The sequence below is a fragment of the Streptomyces sp. NPDC046859 genome (genome assembly GCF_040645135.1).
GTDB lineage: Bacteria > Actinomycetota > Actinomycetes > Streptomycetales > Streptomycetaceae > Streptomyces.
The window spans coordinates 432,650-454,545 of the sequence record NZ_JBEYXR010000002.1; the positions used below are offsets into that span (position 1 = coordinate 432,650).

Annotated in this window: 15 protein-coding genes; 8 read left to right on the forward strand and 7 right to left on the reverse strand. The window is 71.7% G+C overall.

Annotation, left to right across the window (positions count from 1 at the left end; all coding sequences use genetic code 11):
• The first annotated feature begins 48 nt into the window (after nt 1–48).
• Genes ABZ899_RS04390 through ABZ899_RS04410 form a run of 5 tightly spaced genes read left to right on the forward strand, consistent with a single transcriptional unit; the run spans nt 49 to nt 8,025 of the window.
• Nucleotides 49–2,925 (forward strand): nitrate- and nitrite sensing domain-containing protein, encoded by a 2,877-nt coding sequence (locus tag ABZ899_RS04390; RefSeq protein WP_361340504.1) that lies wholly within the window; start codon nt 49–51, stop codon nt 2,923–2,925.
• A complete protein-coding gene (locus ABZ899_RS04395) occupies nt 2,922–3,359 on the forward strand; it encodes a roadblock/LC7 domain-containing protein (RefSeq protein ID WP_361340507.1) in 438 nt (145 codons plus the stop codon). The genes ABZ899_RS04390 and ABZ899_RS04395 overlap by 4 nt, the downstream gene beginning before the upstream one ends.
• A 9-nt stretch (nt 3,360–3,368) precedes the next feature.
• Complete coding sequence (locus ABZ899_RS04400; RefSeq protein WP_361340509.1) at nt 3,369–3,764, forward strand: DUF742 domain-containing protein; 396 nt, start codon at nt 3,369–3,371, stop codon at nt 3,762–3,764.
• 24 nt (nt 3,765–3,788) lie between these two features.
• A complete protein-coding gene (locus ABZ899_RS04405) occupies nt 3,789–7,439 on the forward strand; it encodes a hydantoinase B/oxoprolinase family protein (RefSeq protein ID WP_361340512.1) in 3,651 nt (1,216 codons plus the stop codon).
• A complete protein-coding gene (locus ABZ899_RS04410) occupies nt 7,420–8,025 on the forward strand; it encodes an ATP/GTP-binding protein (RefSeq protein WP_361340515.1) in 606 nt (201 codons plus the stop codon). The genes ABZ899_RS04405 and ABZ899_RS04410 overlap by 20 nt, the downstream gene beginning before the upstream one ends.
• Before the next feature lie 180 nt (nt 8,026–8,205).
• Here ABZ899_RS04410 and glpK read toward each other — a convergent pair whose 3' ends face one another.
• The 4 genes from glpK to ABZ899_RS04430 form a co-directional block, all read right to left on the reverse strand.
• Nucleotides 8,206–9,717 carry a glycerol kinase GlpK gene (gene glpK / locus ABZ899_RS04415; protein WP_361340518.1) on the reverse strand — a complete coding sequence of 504 codons (1,512 nt, stop codon included), beginning with the start codon at nt 9,715–9,717 and terminating at the stop codon, nt 8,206–8,208.
• 22 nt (nt 9,718–9,739) lie between these two features.
• Nucleotides 9,740–10,465: an MIP/aquaporin family protein gene (locus ABZ899_RS04420; RefSeq protein WP_361340521.1), complete on the reverse strand. Its 726-nt coding sequence runs from the start codon at nt 10,463–10,465 to the stop codon at nt 9,740–9,742.
• A 582-nt stretch (nt 10,466–11,047) separates the two neighbouring features.
• Entirely contained in the window at nt 11,048–12,238 is a 1,191-nt protein-coding gene (locus tag ABZ899_RS04425) for a lipid-transfer protein (protein ID WP_361340524.1), read from the reverse strand.
• Nucleotides 12,235–12,660 carry a zinc ribbon domain-containing protein gene (locus ABZ899_RS04430; RefSeq protein WP_361340581.1) on the reverse strand — a complete coding sequence of 142 codons (426 nt, stop codon included), beginning with the start codon at nt 12,658–12,660 and terminating at the stop codon, nt 12,235–12,237. The genes ABZ899_RS04425 and ABZ899_RS04430 overlap by 4 nt, the downstream gene beginning before the upstream one ends.
• A gap of 215 nt (nt 12,661–12,875) precedes the next feature.
• On the opposite strand from ABZ899_RS04430, the gene ABZ899_RS04435 reads away from it, so the two are divergent.
• On the forward strand, nt 12,876–13,412 hold the full coding sequence (locus ABZ899_RS04435; RefSeq protein ID WP_361340527.1) for an NUDIX domain-containing protein: 537 nt from the start codon (nt 12,876–12,878) through the stop codon (nt 13,410–13,412).
• Here the strand turns inward: ABZ899_RS04435 and ABZ899_RS04440 are convergent.
• Nucleotides 13,403–15,778 (reverse strand): TIM-barrel domain-containing protein, encoded by a 2,376-nt coding sequence (locus tag ABZ899_RS04440; RefSeq protein ID WP_361340530.1) that lies wholly within the window; start codon nt 15,776–15,778, stop codon nt 13,403–13,405. The two genes, ABZ899_RS04435 and ABZ899_RS04440, sit on opposite strands and share 10 nt — an antisense overlap.
• A gap of 213 nt (nt 15,779–15,991) precedes the next feature.
• Here ABZ899_RS04440 and ABZ899_RS04445 point away from each other — a divergent pair, with 213 nt between their 5' ends.
• Both ABZ899_RS04445 and ABZ899_RS04450 read left to right on the forward strand, forming a co-directional pair.
• On the forward strand, nt 15,992–17,959 hold the full coding sequence (locus ABZ899_RS04445; protein ID WP_361340532.1) for an acetoacetate--CoA ligase: 1,968 nt from the start codon (nt 15,992–15,994) through the stop codon (nt 17,957–17,959).
• 161 nt (nt 17,960–18,120) lie between these two features.
• On the forward strand, nt 18,121–19,023 hold the full coding sequence (locus ABZ899_RS04450; RefSeq protein ID WP_361340534.1) for a hypothetical protein: 903 nt from the start codon (nt 18,121–18,123) through the stop codon (nt 19,021–19,023).
• 60 nt (nt 19,024–19,083) lie between these two features.
• On the opposite strand, the gene ptsP is transcribed toward ABZ899_RS04450, so the two are convergent.
• Both ptsP and ABZ899_RS04460 read right to left on the reverse strand, forming a co-directional pair.
• Nucleotides 19,084–20,754, reverse strand: a complete 1,671-nt coding sequence (gene ptsP, locus ABZ899_RS04455; protein ID WP_361340536.1) for a phosphoenolpyruvate--protein phosphotransferase — start codon at nt 20,752–20,754, stop codon at nt 19,084–19,086.
• Nucleotides 20,755–20,840: 86 nt separating this feature from the next.
• On the reverse strand, nt 20,841–21,290 hold the full coding sequence (locus ABZ899_RS04460; protein WP_361340539.1) for a PTS glucose transporter subunit IIA: 450 nt from the start codon (nt 21,288–21,290) through the stop codon (nt 20,841–20,843).
• Nucleotides 21,291–21,896 lie beyond the last annotated feature (606 nt).

Genomic DNA, 21,896 nt, shown 5'->3' on the forward strand with positions numbered 1-21,896 from the left:
GCACAGGTGTGCCCCTGGCCGGCAGGGGGGACCGAGCTGGGGGAGGCCATGCGCTTTCGCGGGAAGTCGATCCGCCGGAAAATGGTGGCGCTGCTTCTCGTGCCGCTGGTGTCCCTGACCGCGATCTGGGGATTCGCCACGGTACTCACCGGGCGAGAGGTGACCCAGCTGTTCACGGTGTCCTCCCTCGTCGAGAAGATCGGCTACTCCACCGAGGACGCCGTCCGCGTGATCCAGCAGGAGCGACGGCAGGCCCTCGTCTACCTCGCCGACCGCCGCGCCTCTGACGCCCTGGCCGCCCTCCGGGAGAGCCGGAAGGCAACCGACACCGCCATCGCCGAGATCCGCGGGAACGCCAAGGACCCCGACGTCCGCGACGGCATGGACGCGGGCGACACCGAACGCCTCACCGCCGTCCTGGACGCCTTCGACGGTATCGGGCCCCTGCGCCGCAGCGTCGAGGACGGCACGGTGAAACGCGCCGAGGCGCTCCACCAGTACAACCTCCTCGTCGAGCCCTGCTACGCCCTCCTCGCCTCCCTCGACGGCATCGACGACGTCGCCATGGACAAGGAGGCCCGCGCCCTCCTCAACATCACGCGCGCCCGCGAACTGCTCTCCCGCGAGGACGCGTTGCTCAGCTCCGCCCTCGTGGTCGGCCGGCTCACCCGCGACGAGATCCGCGACGTCTCCGATCTCATCGCCCAGCGCACCCTGATGTACGACCTGAGCCTGACCGACCTGCCCTCGTACGAACGCGAACGCTTCCAGCACTTCTGGAAGAACGGCTCCACGGCCCCCCTCCGGGTCGCCGAGCAGTCCGTCGTCTTCTCCCAGCCGGGACGCCCCAGCACGGTGGACGCCCAGGACTGGGACACCGCCGCCGGCGGTGTGCTCGACGAACTCGGCAAACTGAACGACGAGGCCGGCGACCGCTATCAGGACCGGGTCCGCCCCGTCGCGATGGGCGTCATCGTCAAGGCCGTCGTCGCCGGCGTGCTCGGACTGCTCGCCGTGCTGTTCTCGCTCTTCCTGTCCGTACGGATCGGCCGCGGCCTCGTCCGTGACCTGCGCCAGCTCCGCCTCGACGCCCATGAGGCCTCCGGCGTCCGGCTGCCCAGCGTGATGCGCCGGCTCTCCGCCGGTGAACAGGTCGACGTCGAGACCGAGGTCCCGCGCCTCGCCTACGACAAGAGCGAGATCGGCGAGGTCGGGCAGGCCCTCAACACCCTCCAGCGGGCCGCCGTGGAGGCCGCCGTCAAACAGGCCGAACTGCGCGCCGGCGTCTCCGAGGTCTTCGTCAATCTCGCCCGCCGCAGCCAGGTCCTCCTGCACAAGCAGCTCACCCTCCTCGACACCATGGAACGCCGGACCGACGACACCGACGAACTCGCCGACCTGTTCCGGCTGGACCACCTGACCACGCGCATGCGCCGCCACGCCGAGGGACTGGTGATCCTCTCCGGCGCGGCCCCGTCCCGGCAGTGGCGCAAACCCGTCCAGCTCATGGACGTCGTCCGCGCCGCGGTCGCCGAGGTCGAGGACTACGAGCGCATCGAGGTGCGCCGGCTGCCCCGCGTGGCCGTCACCGGACCAGCCGTCGCCGACCTCACCCACCTGGTCGCCGAACTCCTCGAGAACGCCACGGTGTTCTCCCCGCCGCACACCGCCGTCCAGGTCCTCGGGGAGCGGGTCGCCAACGGCTTCACCCTGGAGATCCACGACCGCGGACTGGGCATGGCCGCCGACGCCCTGCTCGACGCCAACCTCCGGCTCGCCGAGACGCCCGAGTTCGAACTGTCCGACACCGACCGGCTCGGTCTCTTCGTGGTCAGCCGGCTCGCCCAGCGGCAGAACGTCAGGGTCTCCCTCCAGCCCTCGCCGTACGGGGGCACCACCGCCGTCGTCTTCATCCCGGACGCCCTCCTCACCGACGATGTCCCGGACACCAACGGCATCGGCTTCCGCCTGGACCGCCCCACCCCCTCGAAGGAGGCCGAACTGGAGGAGTCGCGACGAGCCGCGCTCTCCAAGGTGCCGGCCCGCACGCCGGGGTTGCCGGCCGCGCTCCTCGACGGTCCCGTCGAGCTCGAGGCCCCCGTCGACCTCGACGCCCTGAGCGACTTCCCGGACTCCCTCGACGAGGAGGACGGCGAACGCGGCGGTCTCTTCCACCCGCGACGCGCCTTCGGGCGCGCCGAGGACGACCCCGCGAGCCGGCGCGGAGACCTGGGCCCGGTCACCGAGGTCCCCGACGACCCGGACGACGATCTGAACGCCCCGGTCCCCCTGCCCCGGCGCCGGACCCCCAAGCTGGTCAGCTCCCACGGGCGCCCCGTCACCGAACACCGGCCCCGCCTGGAGAAGACCGACGCGGAACCCTCGTACCGCCCCAGCCGCGCGCCGGCCGACGGTCCGGCCCCGCTGCCCACCCGGCGCCGCGGCACGGGCCCCCGAGGCGGCATCGCCGGCGCCGCGGAACCACAGGGATCCGGCGACCCGGCCGGGCCCGGACACCCGGCAGGATCCGGCCGCTCCGAAGCACCGGACACCACCGGCCCCGACGCCGTCGGCCCGCACGAGCCCGCCGCCCTGACCGGACGCGCCCGGCGCTCCGAGCTCGCGGCCGGCGGACCGGACGACACCGCTCCGGACCGGAGCACGGCCCCGCAGCCGCCCGCACCCGGCACGGGGCCGCTGCCCCGGCGGGTCCGGCAGGCCAGCCTGGCACCCCAGCTCAAGAAGGCACCGGCCCCCCGCCCCGCGAGGCCGGACCCCGGCGAACGCGACGCGGACGAGGTACGCAGCCGTATGGCCTCGCTCCAGCGAGGCTGGCAGCGGGGCCGGAAGGAGAACGCCGCGGGCGACGACACCGCGCCGGGCGGCACAGCACCACAGGGAACGACAAAGGGGGACGGTCGATGACCGCACCAAAGGCGACCGACCACGCCGCGACCACGCAGAACGGCGAGCTCAACTGGCTTCTCGACGATCTGGTGGACCGCGTCGCCAGCATCCGCAAGGCCGTCGTGCTCTCCGGGGACGGCCTGCCGACCGGCGTGTCCAAGGACCTGACCCGTGAGGACAGCGAGCACCTGGCCGCCGTCGCCTCCGGGTTCCACAGCCTCGCCAAGGGCGTGGGCCGGCACTTCGAGGCCGGCAGCGTCCGCCAGACCGTCGTCGAACTCGACGACGCCTTCCTGTTCGTGACGGCCGCCGGTGACGGCAGCTGTCTCGCGGTGTTCTCGGACGCGGACTCCGACGTCGGCCAGGTCGCCTACGAGATGACGCTCCTCGTGAAGCGGGTCGGCGTGCATCTGGGGACCGCACCGCGCACCGATCCGTCCTCGGGCGGGTAGTGGGACAGCATGAGCGCTGACGGTCAGGGAAGAAGCCACTGGTTCGACGACGAGGCCGGACCGGTCGTCCGTCCCTACGCGATGACACGCGGCCGCACCACGAGTGCGGCCCAGCACCGCCTCGACCTGATCGCGGTGGTCGTCACCGAACCGCACGCGGGCGATCCGGAAGCCGACTCGGCGCTGTCCCCGGAACATGTGGAGATCGTCGGGCTGTGCCGTGGGGCCCCGCAGTCCGTCGCCGAACTCTCCGCCGAGCTCGACCTGCCCGTCGGTGTCGTTCGGGTCCTCGTCGGCGACCTCGTGGACGGGGAATTCGTCCATGTGAACCGCCCCGTCCCACCGGCCGAGATGGTCGACGAGAGTATTCTGCGCGACGTGATCGACGGCCTGCGGGCGCTGTGAGCGGCGCGGAAGCGGGGTAGTGACGTGACAGCCTGGCAGTTCTGGGTCGACCGGGGTGGCACCTTCACGGACATCGTCGCGCGCCGCCCGGACGGCCGGCTGCTGACCCACAAACTGCTGTCGGAGAACCCCGCCCGCTACACGGACGCGGCCGTCGCGGGCGTCCGCGAACTGCTCGGCGACTCCACCGACCGCGTCGAAGCCGTCCGCATGGGCACCACGGTCGCCACGAACGCCCTCCTCGAACGCAAGGGCGAGCGGACGCTCCTGGTGATCACCCGCGGCTTCCGCGACGCCCTGCGCATCGCCTACCAGAACCGCCCGCACATCTTCGCCCGCCGCATCGACCTCCCGGAACTGCTGTACGAACGGGTGGTCGAGGTCGACGAACGCATCGCGGCCGACGGGACCGTCCTGCGCGCCCCCGACCTGCGCGCCCTCGCCGGCCCGCTCCAGGAGGCGTACGACGACGGCGTCCGGGCCGTCGCCGTGGTCTGCCTGCACAGCCATCTGCACCCGGGGCACGAACAGGCCGTCGGCCGGCTCGCCGCCCGTATCGGCTTCCCGCAGATCTCGCTGTCCAGCGAGGTCAGCCCGCTGATGAAGCTCGTGCCCCGCGGGGACACCGCCGTCGTCGACGCCTACCTGTCGCCGGTCCTGCGCCGCTACGTCCAGCACGTCGCCGACGAACTCGACGGTGTGCGGCTGATGTTCATGCAGTCCAATGGGGGCCTCGCGGAAGCGGGGCAGTTCCGCGGCAAGGACGCCATCCTCTCCGGCCCCGCGGGCGGCATCGTCGGCATGGCCCGGATGTCGCGGCTCGCCGGCCACGACCGGGTCATCGGCTTCGACATGGGCGGCACCTCCACCGACGTGTCCCACTTCGCCGGCGACTACGAGCGCGTCTTCACCACGCGGATCGCCGGAGTCCGGCTGCGCGCCCCCATGCTGGACATCCACACCGTCGCGGCCGGCGGAGGCTCGGTGCTGCACTTCGACGGGTCGCGCTACCGCGTAGGGCCGGACTCGGCGGGCGCGGACCCGGGGCCCGCCTGCTACCGGGGCGGCGGCCCGCTCACGGTCACCGACGCCAACGTCATGCTCGGCCGCATCCAGCCCGCCCACTTCCCCGCGGTGTTCGGCCCCCGCGGCGACCAGCCCCTCGACGCCGGCCTCGTCCGCGAACGCTTCACCGCGCTCGCGGCCGAGATCCGTGACCGCACCGGCGACGACCGCACCCCCGAACAGGTCGCGGAGGGGTACCTGCAGATCGCCGTCGCCAACATCGCCAACGCCGTGAAGCGGATCTCCGTCCAGAAGGGGCACGACGTCACCCGCTACGCCCTCACCACCTTCGGGGGCGCCGGCGGCCAGCACGCGTGCAAGGTGGCGGACTCCCTCGGCATCCGTACCGTCCTGGTGCCCCCCATGGCCGGCGTCCTGTCCGCGCTCGGCATCGGCCTCGCCGACACCACGGCGATGCGGGAGCAGTCCGTCGAGGCACCTCTGGAGCCCGCGTCGATGGGAGGTGTCCTGAAGACCGCGGACGACCTCGAGGCGGCCGCCCGCACCGAACTCCTCGACGAGGACGTCCCCGCGGACCGCATCCGGGTCACCCGCCGCGCCCAACTGCGCTACGACGGCACCGACACCACCCTCACCGTCGAACTCACCGAGCCCGACGCCATGCGGCGAGCCTTCGAAGAACGTCATCGCGCCACGTACTCCTTCACGCTCGACCGCCCGATCGTCGTCGAAGCCCTCTCCGTCGAAGCCACCGGCATCACCGAACCCCCCGATCTCTCCGCTCTCGCGTCCCCCGGCACCGCCCGCGAGGACAGCCCGGATGCCCCGGGCACCGTCGCCCTCCACACGGGCGGCACCTGGCGCGACGTCCCCCTGCACCGCCGGGAGCGACTGGCCCCCGGCGTATCCGTCACCGGCCCGGCGATCATCGCCGAGTCGGGTGCGACGACCGTCGTCGACGACGGCTGGCGAGCCGGGACGTCCGACGAGGGGCATCTGGTCATGGAACGCGTGGCGGTCACGGAGAGTTCCGAACTCGACACGAAAGCCGACCCGGTTCTGCTGGAGGTCTTCAACAACCTCTTCATGTCCATCGCGGAGCAGATGGGCGCCCGCCTCGAGTCCACGGCCCAGTCCGTCAACATCAAGGAGCGCCTCGACTTCTCCTGCGCGCTCTTCGACCCGGACGGGAACCTGGTGGCCAACGCCCCGCACATCCCCGTCCACCTGGGATCCATGGGCACGAGCGTCAAAGAGGTCATCCGCCGACGGGGCGCCCGGATGCGCCCGGGTGACACCTACGCCGTCAACGACCCCTACCACGGAGGCACCCACCTCCCCGACGTCACCGTGATCACCCCGGTCTTCGGCACCGACCCCGGGGCGGACACGGAGAGTGAACAGAGCATCCTCTTCTACGTCGCCTCACGAGGCCACCACGCGGAGATCGGCGGTGTCGCGCCGGGCTCCATGCCCGCGAACAGCCGCACCATCGACGAGGAGGGCGTCCTCTTCGACAACTGGCTCCTCGCCGAGAACGGCCGCTTCCGCGAACAGGAGACCCTCCGCCTGCTCACCGAGGCGCCTTACCCCTCCCGCAACCCCACGACCAACCTCGCCGACCTCCGGGCCCAGATCGCGGCCAACCGGAAGGGCGCCGACGAGGTCGCCCGCATGATCGACGACTTCGGCCTCGACGTCGTCCAGGCATACATGCGGCACGTCCAGGACAACGCCGAGGAAGCCGTCCGCCGTGTCATCGACGCCCTGGACGACGGCGAGTACGCCTACGAGACCGACTCCGGCGCCGTCATCCGCGTACGCGTGCGCGTCGACCGCGCCCAGCGCACCGCCACCGTCGACTTCACCGGCACGTCCCCCCAGCAGACCAGCAACTTCAACGCCCCCTCCGCGGTCGTCAACGCCGCGGTCCTCTACGTCTTCCGCACCCTGGTCGCCGACGACATCCCTCTCAACGACGGCTGCCTGCGCCCCCTGCGCATCATCGTGCCCCCCGGTTCCCTGCTCGCCCCGGAGCCCCCGGCCGCCGTCGTCGCGGGCAACGTCGAGACGTCCCAGGCGATCACCGGTGCGCTCTACGCCGCTCTCGGCGTCCAGGCGGAGGGCTCCGGAACCATGAACAACGTCACCTTCGGCAACGCGCGCCACCAGTACTACGAGACCGTCGCCTCCGGTTCCGGAGCGGGAGACGGCTTCCCCGGCGCCCCCGTCGTCCAGACCCACATGACCAACTCACGTCTCACCGACCCCGAGGTGCTGGAGTGGCGGCTCCCCGTACGGCTCGACGAGTTCGCGGTCCGGCCCGGCAGCGGCGGCTCCGGACGGTGGCGCGGCGGTGACGGCGCGGTGCGCCGCATCCGCTTCCTCGAACCCATGACCGTGTCGACACTGTCCCAGCACCGAAGGGTGCCGCCGTACGGCATGGCGGGCGGCGCACCCGGCGCCCTGGGCACCAACCGCGTCGAACACGCGGACGGCACGGTGACCACGCTGGCCGGAAGCGACTCGGCCGACGTCGGCCCCGGTGACGTACTCGTCGTCGAAACCCCCGGCGGCGGGGGCTACGGCCCACCGCCGCGCGACCCCCATCGAGCAGGAGAAGAGATCGATGATCTTCGGGCGTTCTGAGCGCGGGAAGCCTCCGGTCGAGCCCGTCACGCTCAAGATCCTCGTGGCCGGCGGCTTCGGCGTGGGCAAGACCACGCTCGTCGGCGCGGTCAGCGAGATCCGGCCGCTGCGCACCGAGGAACTGCTCACCGAGGCCGGACGGCCGGTCGACGACACGAGCGGAGTCGAGGGCAAGCGCACCACCACCGTGGCCATGGACTTCGGCCGCATCACGCTGCGCGAGGACCTGGTGCTGTACCTCTTCGGCACGCCCGGGCAGGAGCGGTTCTGGTTCATGTGGGACGAGTTGTCCGAGGGGGCGCTCGGAGCCGTCGTCCTGGCCGACACCCGCCGCCTCCAGGACTGCTTCGCGGCGGTCGACTACTTCGAGCGGCGCGGCCTCCCCTTCGTCGTCGGCGTCAACTGCTTCGAGGGAGCCGCCCGTTACCCGGCGGACACCGTACGGCAGGCCCTCGACCTCGACCCGGACGTACCGCTGCTCCTGTGCGACGCCCGAGAGCGCGAGTCGGTCAAGGAGGTCCTGATCGGCGTCGTCCGGCACGCCATGGCGTTCCAGGCGGAGCGCCGCCCGTCCGTGACCACCTGACACCGCCGCGATCCGGCGGGCCACGGCCCGTACCCCCGCCGACCGGGGTACGGGCCGTGGCCCGTGGGTTCACGCGCCTGTGGGTTCACGTGGCCCCTACACGCGTGTGCCCCGTTCCGAAGTCCCTACACCGGGACCGGCGCCCCCGCGGGGCGGTGCCGGGCCCGGGGGCGGACTGCCTCAGCTCTCGCCGTCCTCCACCCAGCCGAAGCTCTTCTCCACCGCCTTGCGCCAGTTGTGGTACTCGCGGTCCCGTTCCTCGGCCGGCATGGACGGCGTCCACTCGGTGTCCTTCGCCCAGTGCGCCTTGAGCTCGTCCAGGTCGTTCCACACGCCCGTCGCCAGCCCCGCCGCGTACGCGGCACCCAGGCAGGTCGTCTCGGAGATCTTCGGCCGGATCACCGGCACGTCCAGCACATCGGCCTGGTGCTGCATGAGCAGGTTGTTCTTGGTCATGCCGCCGTCGACCTTCAGGCTGGTGATGTGCACCCCGGAGTCCTGGAGCATGGCGTCCACGACCTCGCGCGTCTGCCAACTCGTCGCCTCCAGGACGGCACGGGCGAGATGGGCCTTGGTGACGTACCGGGTCAGGCCGGTGATGACACCGCGCGCGTCCGAACGCCAGTACGGCGCGAAGAGGCCGGAGAAGGCGGGCACGATGTAGGCGCCGCCGTTGTCCTCGACGCTCGCCGCCAGCGGCTCGATGTCGTCGGCGGTCCGGATGATGCCGAGCTGGTCGCGGAACCACTGGACCAGCGCGCCCGTGATGGCGATCGCGCCCTCCAGGCAGTACACCGGCGCATCGCTGCCGATCTTGTACCCCATCGTCGTCAGCAGCCCGCTCTTCGAGGGGACCGGACGGTTGCCGGTGTTGAGCAGCAGGAAGCTGCCGGTGCCGTAGGTGTTCTTCGCGCTGCCCACGTCGTAGCAGGCCTGCCCGAACACGGCGGCCTGCTGGTCGCCGAGCGCCGAGGCGACCGGCACCCCGGCGAGCTGCCCGACAGCGGTGCCGTACACCTCGGCGGACGACTTGATCTCCGGCAACATCGCCTCGGGCACGTTCATGGCCGACAGGATCGACGGATCCCACGCGAGGGTCTGCAGGTTCATCAGCATGGTGCGCCCGGCGTTCGTCACGTCGGTGACGTGCTTCCCGCCGTCGGTGCCGCCGGTGAGGTTCCAGATCAACCACGAGTCGATCGTGCCGAAGGCGATCTCCCCGCGCTCGGCCCGGTCCCGCAGACCGGGCACGTTGTCCAGCAGCCAGGCCGCCTTGGGCCCGGAGAAGTAGCTGGCCAGCGGCAGTCCGGTCTGCTCACGGAAGCGGTCCTGCCCCTCCGTGCCGCCCAGCTGGGCGCACAGCGTGGCCGTGCGCGTGTCCTGCCACACGATGGCGTTGTGCACCGGCTTGCCCGTCGCCCGATCCCACAGGACGGTCGTCTCGCGCTGGTTGGTGATGCCGAGCGCGCTGAGCTGGTCGGCCTTCAGCCCCGCCTTGGCGATCGCACCGGCGACGACCGCCTGCACCTTGGACCAGATCTCGGTCGCGTCATGCTCCACCCAGCCGGGCTTCGGGAAGATCTGCCGGTGTTCGCGCTGGTCCACGGCGACGATGGCGCCGTCCTGGTTGAAGACGATGCAGCGGCTGGAGGTCGTGCCCTGATCGATAGCGGCGACGAACTTGTCCGTCATGACGTCCCCTTCGTCGTATCCGTCAGAAAGCTGCGTTGAAGATGAGCCCCGCCAGCGCCCCGCCGATCAGCGGTCCGACCACCGGGATCCACGCGTAGCCCCAGTCCGATGTCCCCTTGTTGGGGATCGGCAGCAGGGAGTGGACGATGCGAGGGCCCAGGTCACGGGCCGGGTTGATCGCGTATCCCGTGGGACCGCCGAGGGACAGACCGATGCCGACCACCAGGAACGACACCATCAGGATCCCGGTCCCGGACAGGATCAGTCCCTTCGTCAGCCCGAACGCCAGCAGCGGCAGCACCAGCCCGATCGTCGCGATGATCTCTGTCATGAGGTTCGCCACGGGATGCCGGATCGCCGGCACCGTGGAGAAGATTCCCAGCGTCGGCTGCGCGATGTCCTTGTCGGCATTGGCCTGGAACTGCGCGAAGTAGACCAGCCAGCACAGGACCGCCCCCAGCATCGCGCCCACCATCTGGCCGGCGATGTACAGGGGGACCTTGTCCCAGACACCCGTGTCGATGGCGATCCCCAGTGTCACGGCCGGATTGAGATGCCCGCCGGACAACGGGGCGGCGGTGTAGGCGCCCGCCATGACAGCGAAACCCCATCCGAACGCGATGACGATCCAGCCGCCGTCTTTCGCCTTCGAGTAGTTCAGGACGACGGCGGCGACCACACCGGCGCCGAACAGGATCAGAATCGCGGTGCCTATGACCTCACCGACGAAGATGTCTCCATTGCTCATGGCGGCTCCTAGGCCTGGCCGGGACGATCGGCCCCGGCTCTCCGTGCGGGGTGCGTTCCCCTGGCGACTTCGGCCGAGGGGGCGTGTCCCGCGCCCCGCCCGGCGTCCGACGAGCGTGAGGTCGCAACCGAGTCGCCGGAGGAGCGGGGCCTTGATGCGGGCGCAACCGCGCGGCGCTCTGCGTGGATACGCCGACGCATATGAGGCGATGTCGGCTGACACCGGGAAGTGTTCACCGGCGTCCGAGAGGCGTCAAGGTCGCGGATGCCGACGGTTGGGGGGACGTGCCGACGGCTCACGGACCGTCACCGCCCGGCCCATGGCACGCCCGCACGGATGCGGGACTGACGACGGGGCCCTGCACGGACCGACAGGCACGCCAGCTTCTGCCGAGCCGGGCAGTGGCCACTGACCATGGCTCACATGAGGGCGAACGGATGGCTTCCGCCGACCTCGTAGCAGTAGAGTCTCACCCTCTGCCCGGCTCCGCCACCGCCCGCCCGCGCCGCTGACCTTGGCCTTCGCGCCACCACACTTCTTGTGCGGGCCGCCGGTGGGAGCCGCCCCGGCCGACTCAGCCCCTCACCGCACGGCGACCACCGCGGATCCGTGCCCGAACAGCCCCTGGTTCGCGGCCATGCCCACGCGGGCGCCGGGGACCTGCCGGTCGCCGGCCACTCCGCGTAACTGCCAGGTCAGCTCGCACACCTGAGCGATCGCTTGTGCCGGAACCGCCTCACCGAAGGAGGCCAGCCCCCCGCTCGTATTCACCGGTATGCGCCCGCCCGGTGCGGTCGCCCCCTCCCGCAGCAGCTTCACGGCCTCGCCGGCACCGCACAGACCCAGATCCTCGTACCACTGCAATTCCAGAGCGGTGGACAAGTCGTAGACCTCCGCCAGGGACAGGTCCTCAGGACCCACACCAGCCTCCTCGTACGACGCCCGCGCGATCGACTCCCGGAAGGTCTCGGGGCCGGGCCGCACCGCGACGGCGGAGTCCGTCGCGATGTCGGGCAGGTCCAGGACGGTGTTCGGAAAGCGCGGCGTCACCGTGGACACCGCCCGGATCCGCACGGCGTTCCCGGCGCCGTGCCGACGGGCGAAGTCCATGCCCGCCAGCACGAGCGCGGCCGCGCCGTCGGAGGTCGCGCAGATGTCGAGCAGCCGCAGCGGATCGGCGACCACGGACGACGCGGCGACCTCCTCGGCGGTGACCGCCTTGCGGTAGCGGGCGTAGGGGTTCCGGGCGCCCAGGGCGGCGTTCTTCACCTTGACCTGCGCGAAGTCCTCGAGCGTGTCCCCGTGCACCGCCATCCGCCGTCGTGCGTACAGCCCGAAGTACGTCGGATTCGTCGCCCCGAGGACACGGAAGCGCAGCCAGTCCGGGTCGTCCGGACGATCCCCGCCGGCCGGCCGGAAGAACCCCTTGGGAGCCGCGTCGGCCCCCACCACCAGCACCACGTCCACCAGGCCCGCGAGGATCTGCGCCCGTGCCGTGGCTATGGCCTGCGCCCCCGAGGCACAGGCGGCGTAGACGCTCGTGACACGGGCGCCCTGCCAGCCGAGCGCCTTCGCGAACGTCGCCCCGGCCACGTACCCCGGATAGCCGCCACGCACGGTGTCCGCGCCGACGACCGACCCGACGTCCCGCCACTCCAGCCCCGCGTCCGCGAGCGCCGCGCGAGCCGCCTTCACGCCGTACTCGACGAAGCCGCGTCCCCACTTGCCCCACGGATGCATGCCCGCCCCGAGCACCGCCACGTCCCGCGTCATGCCCCCACCCCCGTCGGCCGCCACTGCCAGGTCGTCCAGGTCATCTCCGCGTCCTCGTGCAGCACACCGGCGACGGCCCGGGCCTCCATGCCCACCGCCAGATCGGCGACGGTGATCCCGGGAGCCGCCTGCCCCAGCACCACCAGACGCTCGGCCGGCAGCTCCACAGCGATCAACGTGCACGGCACCCAGGGAAGTTCCGGATCGGTCACATAGGGTGACGGAGGTCGGTACCGGCTGTCGGTGTACGACCAGACGCGCCCGTGCGACGAGAGCGGCACCTCCATCAGCCGGCCGCCGGCGCAGTACGGGTTGCGGCAGTGCGTGTCCTCCCGGGGGAAGTAGACCGTCGAGCAGGCGGAACACCGCGTGCCCAGCAGCCGGAAGGCGTCCCCGTCGCCGGTGAACCACCCGGCGACCACGGGCGTGCGCGTGCGTGTCATGAGCCCTCCCGGCAGCCGTATCTGACGGAACGTCAGAAGTGTGCCAGAGGCAGCCGCCGAACGGCAGGGGACTCGGCGCCGGGCCGCCGGCGGAGGGCACCGTTCCGGCCCTCGCGCGCCCCTGATCTCCCGCCCGCGGAGTCTCGGAGCAGCCCCCGCAAGACGCCCTTGAAGTGATCGGATACAGTCCGCGCGTGTCCGAATCTCAGCACTCCGACCCCAACTCCGCAGCGAACTCCCACTGTTCGAGCTGCGGCGCGCCCTACGGAGAGGGCGTCTCCGGCTGGCCGCGCACCTGCCCCGCATGCGGCACCGTGGCCTACCGCAACCCGCTGCCCGTGGCCATCGCGCTCCAGCCCGTGTACGACACCAAGGGAACCGCCCTGGTCGTCATCACCCGGAGCATCGCCCCCGCGCGCGGAGGCGTCGCCCTGCCCGGCGGCTACATCGACGACCGGGAGGACTGGCGCCAGGCCGTCGTCCGCGAACTCAAGGAGGAGACCGGCCTCGACGCCGCCGCACGCGACGTGCGCCTCGTCGACGCGATGAGCTCGCCCGACGGGCATCTGCTGCTCTTCGGCCTGCTCCCCGAGCGCCCCGCCGACCGCCTGCCGGCCTCCGCCGCGACCGACGAGACCGAGGGATGGCAGCTCCTGCGCAGGCCGGAGGAGCTCGCCTTCCCCCTGCACACGCTGGCCGTCCAGGCGTTCTTCGAGGGCCGCTACATCTGAGCCCGGCGTGTGCCGAGCCCCCGCACCCGCACCGGACGGGGCGACGCGATCGTGCCGTCCTCGTGCTCCAGCTCGACGACCAGCTTCTCGCCCTCCCAGCGGGTGACGTAGCGCTCGAACACCGGCTCCTCCCAGCCGTCGCCCGGATCCGGCACCACCAGCCCGCCCCCGGTGCGCCCGGGGGCGGGAGCCCAGACCTCCAGCTCCAGCCCGCCGTCGTCCCCCCGCACGGGGACGACGGCGCCCGAACGCGCCAGCACCGGGATCCGTGACAGCGGCGCGTCGACGAACACCTCTCCGGGCCCCTCGTACGCCCGCTCCGTCGCCGTGTCGTACCAGCGTCCCCTCGGCAGCCGCACCGCACGCCGCTCGACGCCCCGCTCCAGCACCGGCGCGACCAGCAGACAGTCACCGAGCAGGAATGCGTCCTCACAGTCACGCAGCCGCCGGTCGTCGGGCGCCGACCACCACAGCGGACGGACATAGGGCGCGCCCGTGCGCCCGGCCAGATGCGCAAGCGTCACGAAGTACGGCAGCAGCCGGCGACGCTCGACGAGCGCCACGCGCGCGTGCTCCAGCACCAAGGGGCCGAACTCCCACGGCTCCCTGCGTCCCGCCCGCAGACTCGCGTGGGTGCGGAACAGCGGCAGATAGGCGGCCATCTGGAACCAGCGCAGATACAACTCCGGAGACGGGGAACCGTCGAAGCCGCCCACATCCGGCCCCGAGAAGGGCACCCCGCACAGACCGAGCCCCATGACCAGCGACAGCGACGCGCGCAACCCGGGCCACCCCGTGGCCACATCCCCGGACCACGCTCCTCCGTAGCGCTGCATCCCCGCCCAGCCCGACCGCGAGAACACGAAGGGCCGCTGCCCGGGAGACAGATCCCGCAGCCCCTCGAAGCCGGCCCTGGCCATGTTCAGGCCGTACACGTTGTGCGCCTCCCGGTGGTCCCCGCCCCGGCCCTCCAGCGCGTGCCGGGCCGACCGGGGCAGCGTCGACTCCCCGAACGCCGCGAACGAGGTCGGCTCGTTCATGTCGTGCCAGAACCCGGCGAAGCCCTGCCCGAGCCGCTCCTCGTACAGCGCGCCCCACCACCGACGCACACGCGCGTGCGTGAAGTCCGGGAACACCACCTCGCCCGGCCAGGCGACCCCGCGCACCACACGGCCCGCGGCGTCCCGCACGAACACGTCCTCGTCGCTCCCGCCGTCGTACACGGCGTGGCCGGGCTCCGCACCGACCGCCGGGTCCACGACCGACACCAGGTGCACACCGTCCCCGCGCAGTTCCTCGGCGAGCTCCGGCAGCTTCCCGAACGCCTCCCCGTCGACCGAGAACACCCGGTGCGCGTCGTAGTGGTCGATGTCCAGATGGACCGCGTCCAGCGGCAGGCCCCGCTCCACGTAGCCCGACACGATCCGGCGTACCCCCTGCGCGCCGCCGAAGCCCCACCGCGCGTGATGGTGCCCCAGAGCCCACGAAGGGGGCGCCGTGGGCGCACCGGTGAGCGAGGCCCAGACGAGCAGCACGCGCGCGGGAGTGCCCACCATCACCCAGCACCGCACCGGCCCGCCCTGCATCCGCAGCTCACTCGCGCCCGGCCGGTCGTGCCCGGAGCCGGCGCCCTCCTCGCCCTCGCGCAGCGTCACCGTGCCGTCCCACGACGTGTCGTGGAACACCAGATGCGTCGCGGCGTCCGCCACCACCACCTGCACCGGCATCGTGATGTACAGCGGATCGTCGGCGGGCCCGAACGCACGGCCCGGGTCCGTGTTCCACAACCGGTACGTGCCACCCCTCAACCGAGGGCCCGACGCCCGCCCACCCAGCCCGAAGAACCGGGCGTCCGCGGCGACCTCCGACCGCTGCATCCACCGCGCCACCCCACCCCCGACCGGCTCCCACCACCGCGGCGGCTGATCCCGGCGCACCAGCACCCCGCCGGGCGTCTGCACCTCCACGGCACCGTGCCGCGAGATCACCACCGTCACGCGCTCGGCCACCACCCGCCAGCCGCCCTCCGTGTCCGGCTCCAGCACCGCCCGGGCGTCCGGCTCAGGAGACGCCCCGAGCGCGTACGACGGCTCCGGGGAAGCCCCGTCCCACCCCCAGAAGACAGCCCCGTTCACCGCGACGATCACACGCAGCTCGGAGCGGCTGAACCGGATGATCCCGCCCCCCGGGCCGGGCCGCACCTCCTGCACGGTGCCCGGCACCCGGGCGCGCTCGGGACCTCTCGGCGGCAACCCGGCGGCATCGGCACGCCGCGTACGCCACGCGGCCCTCATGGTGCGCACGGCATGGGCGGTCCCCGCAGCGCCTACCGCCTTCACCGAACGCACCAGGTCACGACCGTTCATACTGCTCAGCCTGCCATTGAGGGCCCCACGCGCGGGGGGTCGTTCAACTGCCGTTCACTCGTGCCTGGACCACATCTTCACGACACGGACTATGTGGGGCGCACCCTGGTGCCGAAGTCGATCACATGGCATCGTCCGTGTCATCCGCGTCACGCGCACACCCCCGCCGTGCGCGGCCGACGCACACGACGCGCAGAGTCCGGGAGCCACCCCATGACGATCGAGAACCTCCAGCCGCTCTGGCAGCCAGATCCGCAGCGCATCGCCGACGCCCAGATCACCAGGTTCCAGACCTGGGCCGCCGAGCACCACGGCGCCCCGGCCGAGGGGGGCTACGCAGCACTGCACCGCTGGTCGGTCGAGGAGCTGGAGACCTTCTGGAAAGCCGTGACGGAGTGGTTCGACGTCCGCTTCACGAGCCCCGGCACGCGCGTACTGGGCGATCGCTCGATGCCCGGCGCCCAGTGGTTCCCCGGCGCGACCCTGAACTACGCGGAACACGCCCTGCGCGCCGCCGCGACCCGGGCCGACGAACCCGCCCTCCTGCACGTCGACGAGACCCACGAACCTCAGCCCGTCACCTGGTCCGAGCTCCGCCGCCAGGTCGGCTCCCTCGCCGCCGAACTGCGCGCCCTCGGCGTACGCCCCGGCGACCGCGTCAGCGGCTACCTCCCGAACATCCCGCAGGCCGTCGTCGCCCTCCTGGCCACGGCCGCCGTCGGCGGGGTCTGGACCTCGTGCGCCCCCGACTTCGGCGCCCGCAGCGTCCTCGACCGCTTCCAGCAGATCGAACCGGTCGTCCTGTTCACCGTCGACGGCTACCGCTACGGCGGCAAGGAGCACGACCGCCGCGCCGTCGTCGCCGAACTGCGCCGCGAACTGCCCACCCTGCGCGCGGTGGTGCACATCCCGCTCCTCGGCACGGACGCACCCGAGGGCGCCCTCGACTGGTCGGCCCTCACCGCCGCCGACCAGGAACCCGTCTTCGAGCAGGTGCCCTTCGACCACCCCCTGTGGGTGCTCTACTCCTCCGGCACCACCGGCCTGCCCAAGGCGATCGTCCAGTCCCAGGGCGGCATCCTCGTCGAGCACCTCAAGCAACTCGGCCTGCACTGCGACCTCGGCCCCGACGACCGGTTCTTCTGGTACACCTCGACGGGCTGGATGATGTGGAACTTCCTCGTCTCCGGCCTCCTCACCGGCACCACGGTCGTCCTCTACGACGGCAGCCCCGGCTACCCGGACACGGGCGCCCAGTGGCGGATCGCCGAACACACCGGAGCCACCCTCTACGGCACCTCGGCCGCCTACGTCATGGCCTGCCGCAAGGCCGGCGTCCACCCGGCCCGGGACTTCGACCTCTCGAAGGTCAAGTGCGTCGCCACCACCGGCTCACCCCTCCCGCCCGACGGCTTCCGCTGGCTCCACGACGAGGTCCGCGACGACCTGTGGATCGCCTCCGTCAGCGGCGGCACGGACGTGTGCTCCTGCTTCGCCGGGGCCGTCCCCACCCTGCCCGTCCACATCGGCGAGCTCCAGGCGCCCGGCCTCGGCACCGACCTGCAGTCCTGGGACCCCAGCGGCAACCCCCTCGTCGACGAGGTCGGCGAGCTCGTCGTCACCAACCCCATGCCGTCCATGCCGGTCCACTTCTGGAACGACCCGGACGGCACCCGGTACCACGACAGCTACTTCGACACCTACCCCGGCGTATGGCGCCACGGCGACTGGATCACCGTCACCTCACGCGGCTCCGTCGTCATCCACGGCCGCTCCGACTCGACCCTCAACCGCCAAGGCGTCCGCATGGGATCCGCCGACATCTACGAGGCGGTGGAGCGCCTGCCCGAGATCAAGGAATCCCTGGTCATCGGTATCGAGCAGCCCGACGGCGGCTACTGGATGCCCCTGTTCGTCCACCTGGCGCCCGGCGCCGTCCTCGACGACACCCTGCTCGGCCGCATCAAGCAGACCATCCGCGAACAGCTCTCGCCGCGCCACATCCCGGACGAGATCATCGAGGTCCCCGGCGTCCCCCACACCCTCACCGGCAAGCGCATCGAGGTCCCGGTCAAACGCCTCCTGCAGGGCACCCCGCTCGACAAGGCGGTCAACCCGGGCTCCATCGACAACCTCGACCTCCTCCACTTCTACGAGGACCTGGCCCGCAAGCGCGCCTGACCAGCCCCGGGACCCCGGACTCGCCGCACACCGGGGGAGTCCGGGGCCCGGCCCGGGCCCGTTGTCAGTGGCGCCGGTTACTGTGAGTGAGCATTGATCGACGGCTTCGGCGCACCGACGGCCCAGCCGCTCGACCGCGCCGACTGCTCACAGGGGGAACGATGACGGACACCGACCGCCGCACCATGCGCCACGTCCTGCGCCGCGAGATCGCCGGCACGATCGGCCTGCTCACCGACGAACACGACTTCCGGGCCATGCGCCGGTACCGCAGCTTCACCTTCCACGACCACACGACCTACCTCGAACAGGTCGAGGCCCTCCTCCGGATCCGCGCGGCCCAGGGCAGCCACACCACGATCGCCCTCTTCGACCCGGAGGACTACGCCACCTTCTGCGCCGGCACCGGCCTCGAACCCGACACCCCGGCCAGCCGCACCCGCTTCACCGCCGAACTCGCGACGACGGGCCCCACCGTCCCCTACGACGGCCGCCCCCTCACGGAGCTGGTCCCGGTCCTCGTCGACGAGGCCGTCCGACAGGCCACCTGGGAGTACGCTGCGACCCTCCTGGCGCGCCTCGGCCCGTGCGTCACCTGCGGCGAGGACATCGGCCGCGCGACCTTCACCCGCGCCTCCCACCTCGTCACCCGCATCCTCGACACCGCGCCACCCGGCGACGGCCACCTCGTGTGCAGCGTGACGGGCACCCCGGAGACCCTTCTCGCCGTCCTCCACGCCGACCGGCAGCCCGACGGCACCCATCACCTGGACGAGGGCGAACTGCTGGAGTTCACCACCGTCCTCGCCCTCGGTCTCGCCACCCGCAGCCCCGGCGGGCTCGTCATGCGCACCAGCGCCCCAGGCACCACCGACCGCATCTACGGCTGGCGCCTGCGCGCCGACCAGGGCGACGGCCTCGTCCCTCTCACCGCCAGCGAAGTCTTCGACGCCTACTGCACCGACGTGGAATCCGGAGACCTCATCTCGCCGGAATCCGACGTCGACTACTGCGCGCCCCCCGACCTCGGCGACGGCGGGGCACCACCGGCACACCGGCACTGACGCGAAAGGGGCGCCCCACCCGCAGGTGGAGCGCCCCGCCACACTGCCGACCGCGGCCGGCTACTCGCCCGACAGCACAGCCTGAGCGGCGTTCCGCGCCTCCTCGGCGCTGTCCGCCGCACGCGCCGCCACCGCCGCACGCTCGCACTGGGCCAGCGTGTACTTCGCCAGCGTCGCCCGGACGTACGGGATCGACGCCGACCCCATCGACAGGGAGGTGACCCCCAGGCCGGTCAGCACACACGCAAGCAGCGGATCCGACGCCGCCTCACCGCACACACCACAGCTCTTGCCCTCGGCCTTCGCCGCCTCGGCGGACAGCGCGACCAGGTCGAGCAGCGCGGGCTGCCACGGGTCCTGAAGGCGGGACACCGCACCCACCTGACGGTCCGCGGCGAACGTGTACTGCGCGAGGTCGTTCGTCCCGAGCGACAGGAACTCGACCTCCTGCAGGATGGACCGGGCCCGCAGCGCGGCCGACGGGATCTCGACCATCGCGCCGAACTTGGCCCGCAGCCCCGCCTCACGGCACGCGTCCGCGAACGCCTTGGCGTCGGCACGGTCCGCAACCATGGGGGCCATGACCTCGAGGTGCATCGGCAGGCCCTCGGCAGCCTTGGCCAGCGCCGTCAGCTGCGTCCGCAGCACGTCCGGGTGGTCCAGCAGTGCCCGCAGCCCACGCACACCCAGCGCGGGGTTGGGCTCGTCGGCCGGCGTCAGGAAGTCCAGCGGCTTGTCCGCGCCCGCGTCCAGGACACGCACGACGACCCGTCCCTCGGGGAAGGCCTCCAGCACCTGGCGGTAAGCCGCGACCTGCTTCTCCTCGGACGGCGCCCGCTTGCCGTCGTCGAGGAAGAGGAACTCGGTGCGGAACAGACCCACACCCTCCGCGCCGGCCTCCACGGCCGCCGGCACGTCGGACGGTCCGCCGACGTTGGCCAGCAGCGGCACCTTGTGCCCGTCCGCGGTGGCGCCCGGCCCGGTCGAAGCCGCCAGCGCGGCCTTGCGCTCGGCGGCCGCGGCCTCCAGCTCGGCCCGCTTCTGCGCGCTCGGGTCCACGAAGACGTCGCCGGTGCTGCCGTCCACCGCGACGACCGTGCCCTCGGCCAGCTCACCGGCGCCGGGGAGCGCGACCACGGCGGGTACACCGAGCGCCCGCGCCAGAATCGCGCTGTGGCTGGTCGGCCCGCCCTCCTCGGTCACGAACCCGAGGACGAGCGTCGGGTCCAGCAGCGCCGTGTCGGCCGGAGCGAGATCCCGGGCCACCAGCACATACGGCTCGTCGCTGTCCGGGACACCCGGCATCGGGACACCCAGCAGCCGCGCGACGATACGGTTCCGCACGTCATCGAGGTCCGCCACACGTCCCGCCAGGTACTCACCGGCACCGGCCAGCAACTCGCGGTACGAGGCGAACGCGTCGTACACGGCACGCTCGGCCGTGCTGCCGACGGCGATACGACGGTCCACGTCGGCCATCAGCTCGGGGTCCTGGGCCATCATGGCCTGCGCCTCGAGAACCGCCTGGGCCTCGCCGCCCGCCAGGTTGCCGCGTGCCATCAGATCGGCGGCCACCGCCTCCACGGCCTTGCGAGCGCGCCCCTGCTCACGCTCGGCGTCCTCCGCCGGGATCTGCTTGGCCGGCGGTTCCAGGACCGCCGTTCCCATGTGCCGTACCTCGCCGATCGCCACACCGTGGCTCACGCCGACGCCTCGCAGCGTTGTCTCCATCTCACCCGTCTCCGTTGACGCGGCGGGCCCCGCCGCCGCGGTGGTTGTGATCGCTACCTGTGCGCCGCCGTATGACGGCGATGAAGTCACTTCCAGACGAAGAGACTGTCGCCGGCCTTCACTTCGCCGCTCTCACGGAGCTCGGACAGTGCCTCGGCCGTGGCCTCCAGCGCCACGACCGGGCACACCGGGGACTTGCCTGCCGCCTCGACCGCGGAGGGGTCCCAGCGGACGACGGCCTGGCCACGCGTCACGGTGTCGCCCTTGCTCACCAGCAGCTCGAAGCCCTCACCGTTCAGCTGCACGGTGTCGATGCCCAGGTGGGTGAGAACGCCGTGCCCCTCGTCGTCGACGACGACGAAAGCGTGCGGATGAAGGGAGACGACGACTCCGTCCACCGGGGACACGGCCTCGGAGGGCTCACGGACGGGGTCGATCGCGGTACCCGGGCCGACCATGGCCCCGGAGAAGACCGGATCCGGTACGGACGCCAGTCCGACGGCGCGTCCGGCGAGCGGGGACGTCACGGTGGTCATGGGAAGCCTCCCAGGGGTGGAGATCGATAGGGCCGTCTCTGCCTGTGCGGGACGGCACACTGTTGAGCAGGGTATGTCACGTGAAGTGCCGATTCCGCGTGAGCACTTCAGAGTGGTCTAGACCATACAGCAAACCGATTTGCCCCCGCTCGTCGGCCGCGTGTACAGTCGTACTCCTGCTTGGGGGTAAGCGACGCCGGTGCGTCGTGGCCCGGCAGCATCCAAACTTGTCAGATCCTATCTTCGGATCCCCTTCTGCGTGCCTGCGGAACGGTGGTCAGGGGGACGGAAAAACACTGATAGAGTTTGGAACACCGAAGGGAAGCGCCCGGAGGAAAGCCCGAGAGGGTGAGTACAAAGGAAGCGTCCGTTCCTTGAGAACTCAACAGCGTGCCAAAAGTCAACGCCAGATATGTTGATACCCCGTCTCCGGCCGGTTCGGTCGGGGCGAGGTTCCTTTGAAATAACACAGCGAGGACGCTGTGAACGGTCGGGCTTATTCCGCCTGACCGTTCCGCTCTCGTGGTGTTGCACCCGATCACGGGTAAACATTCACGGAGAGTTTGATCCTGGCTCAGGACGAACGCTGGCGGCGTGCTTAACACA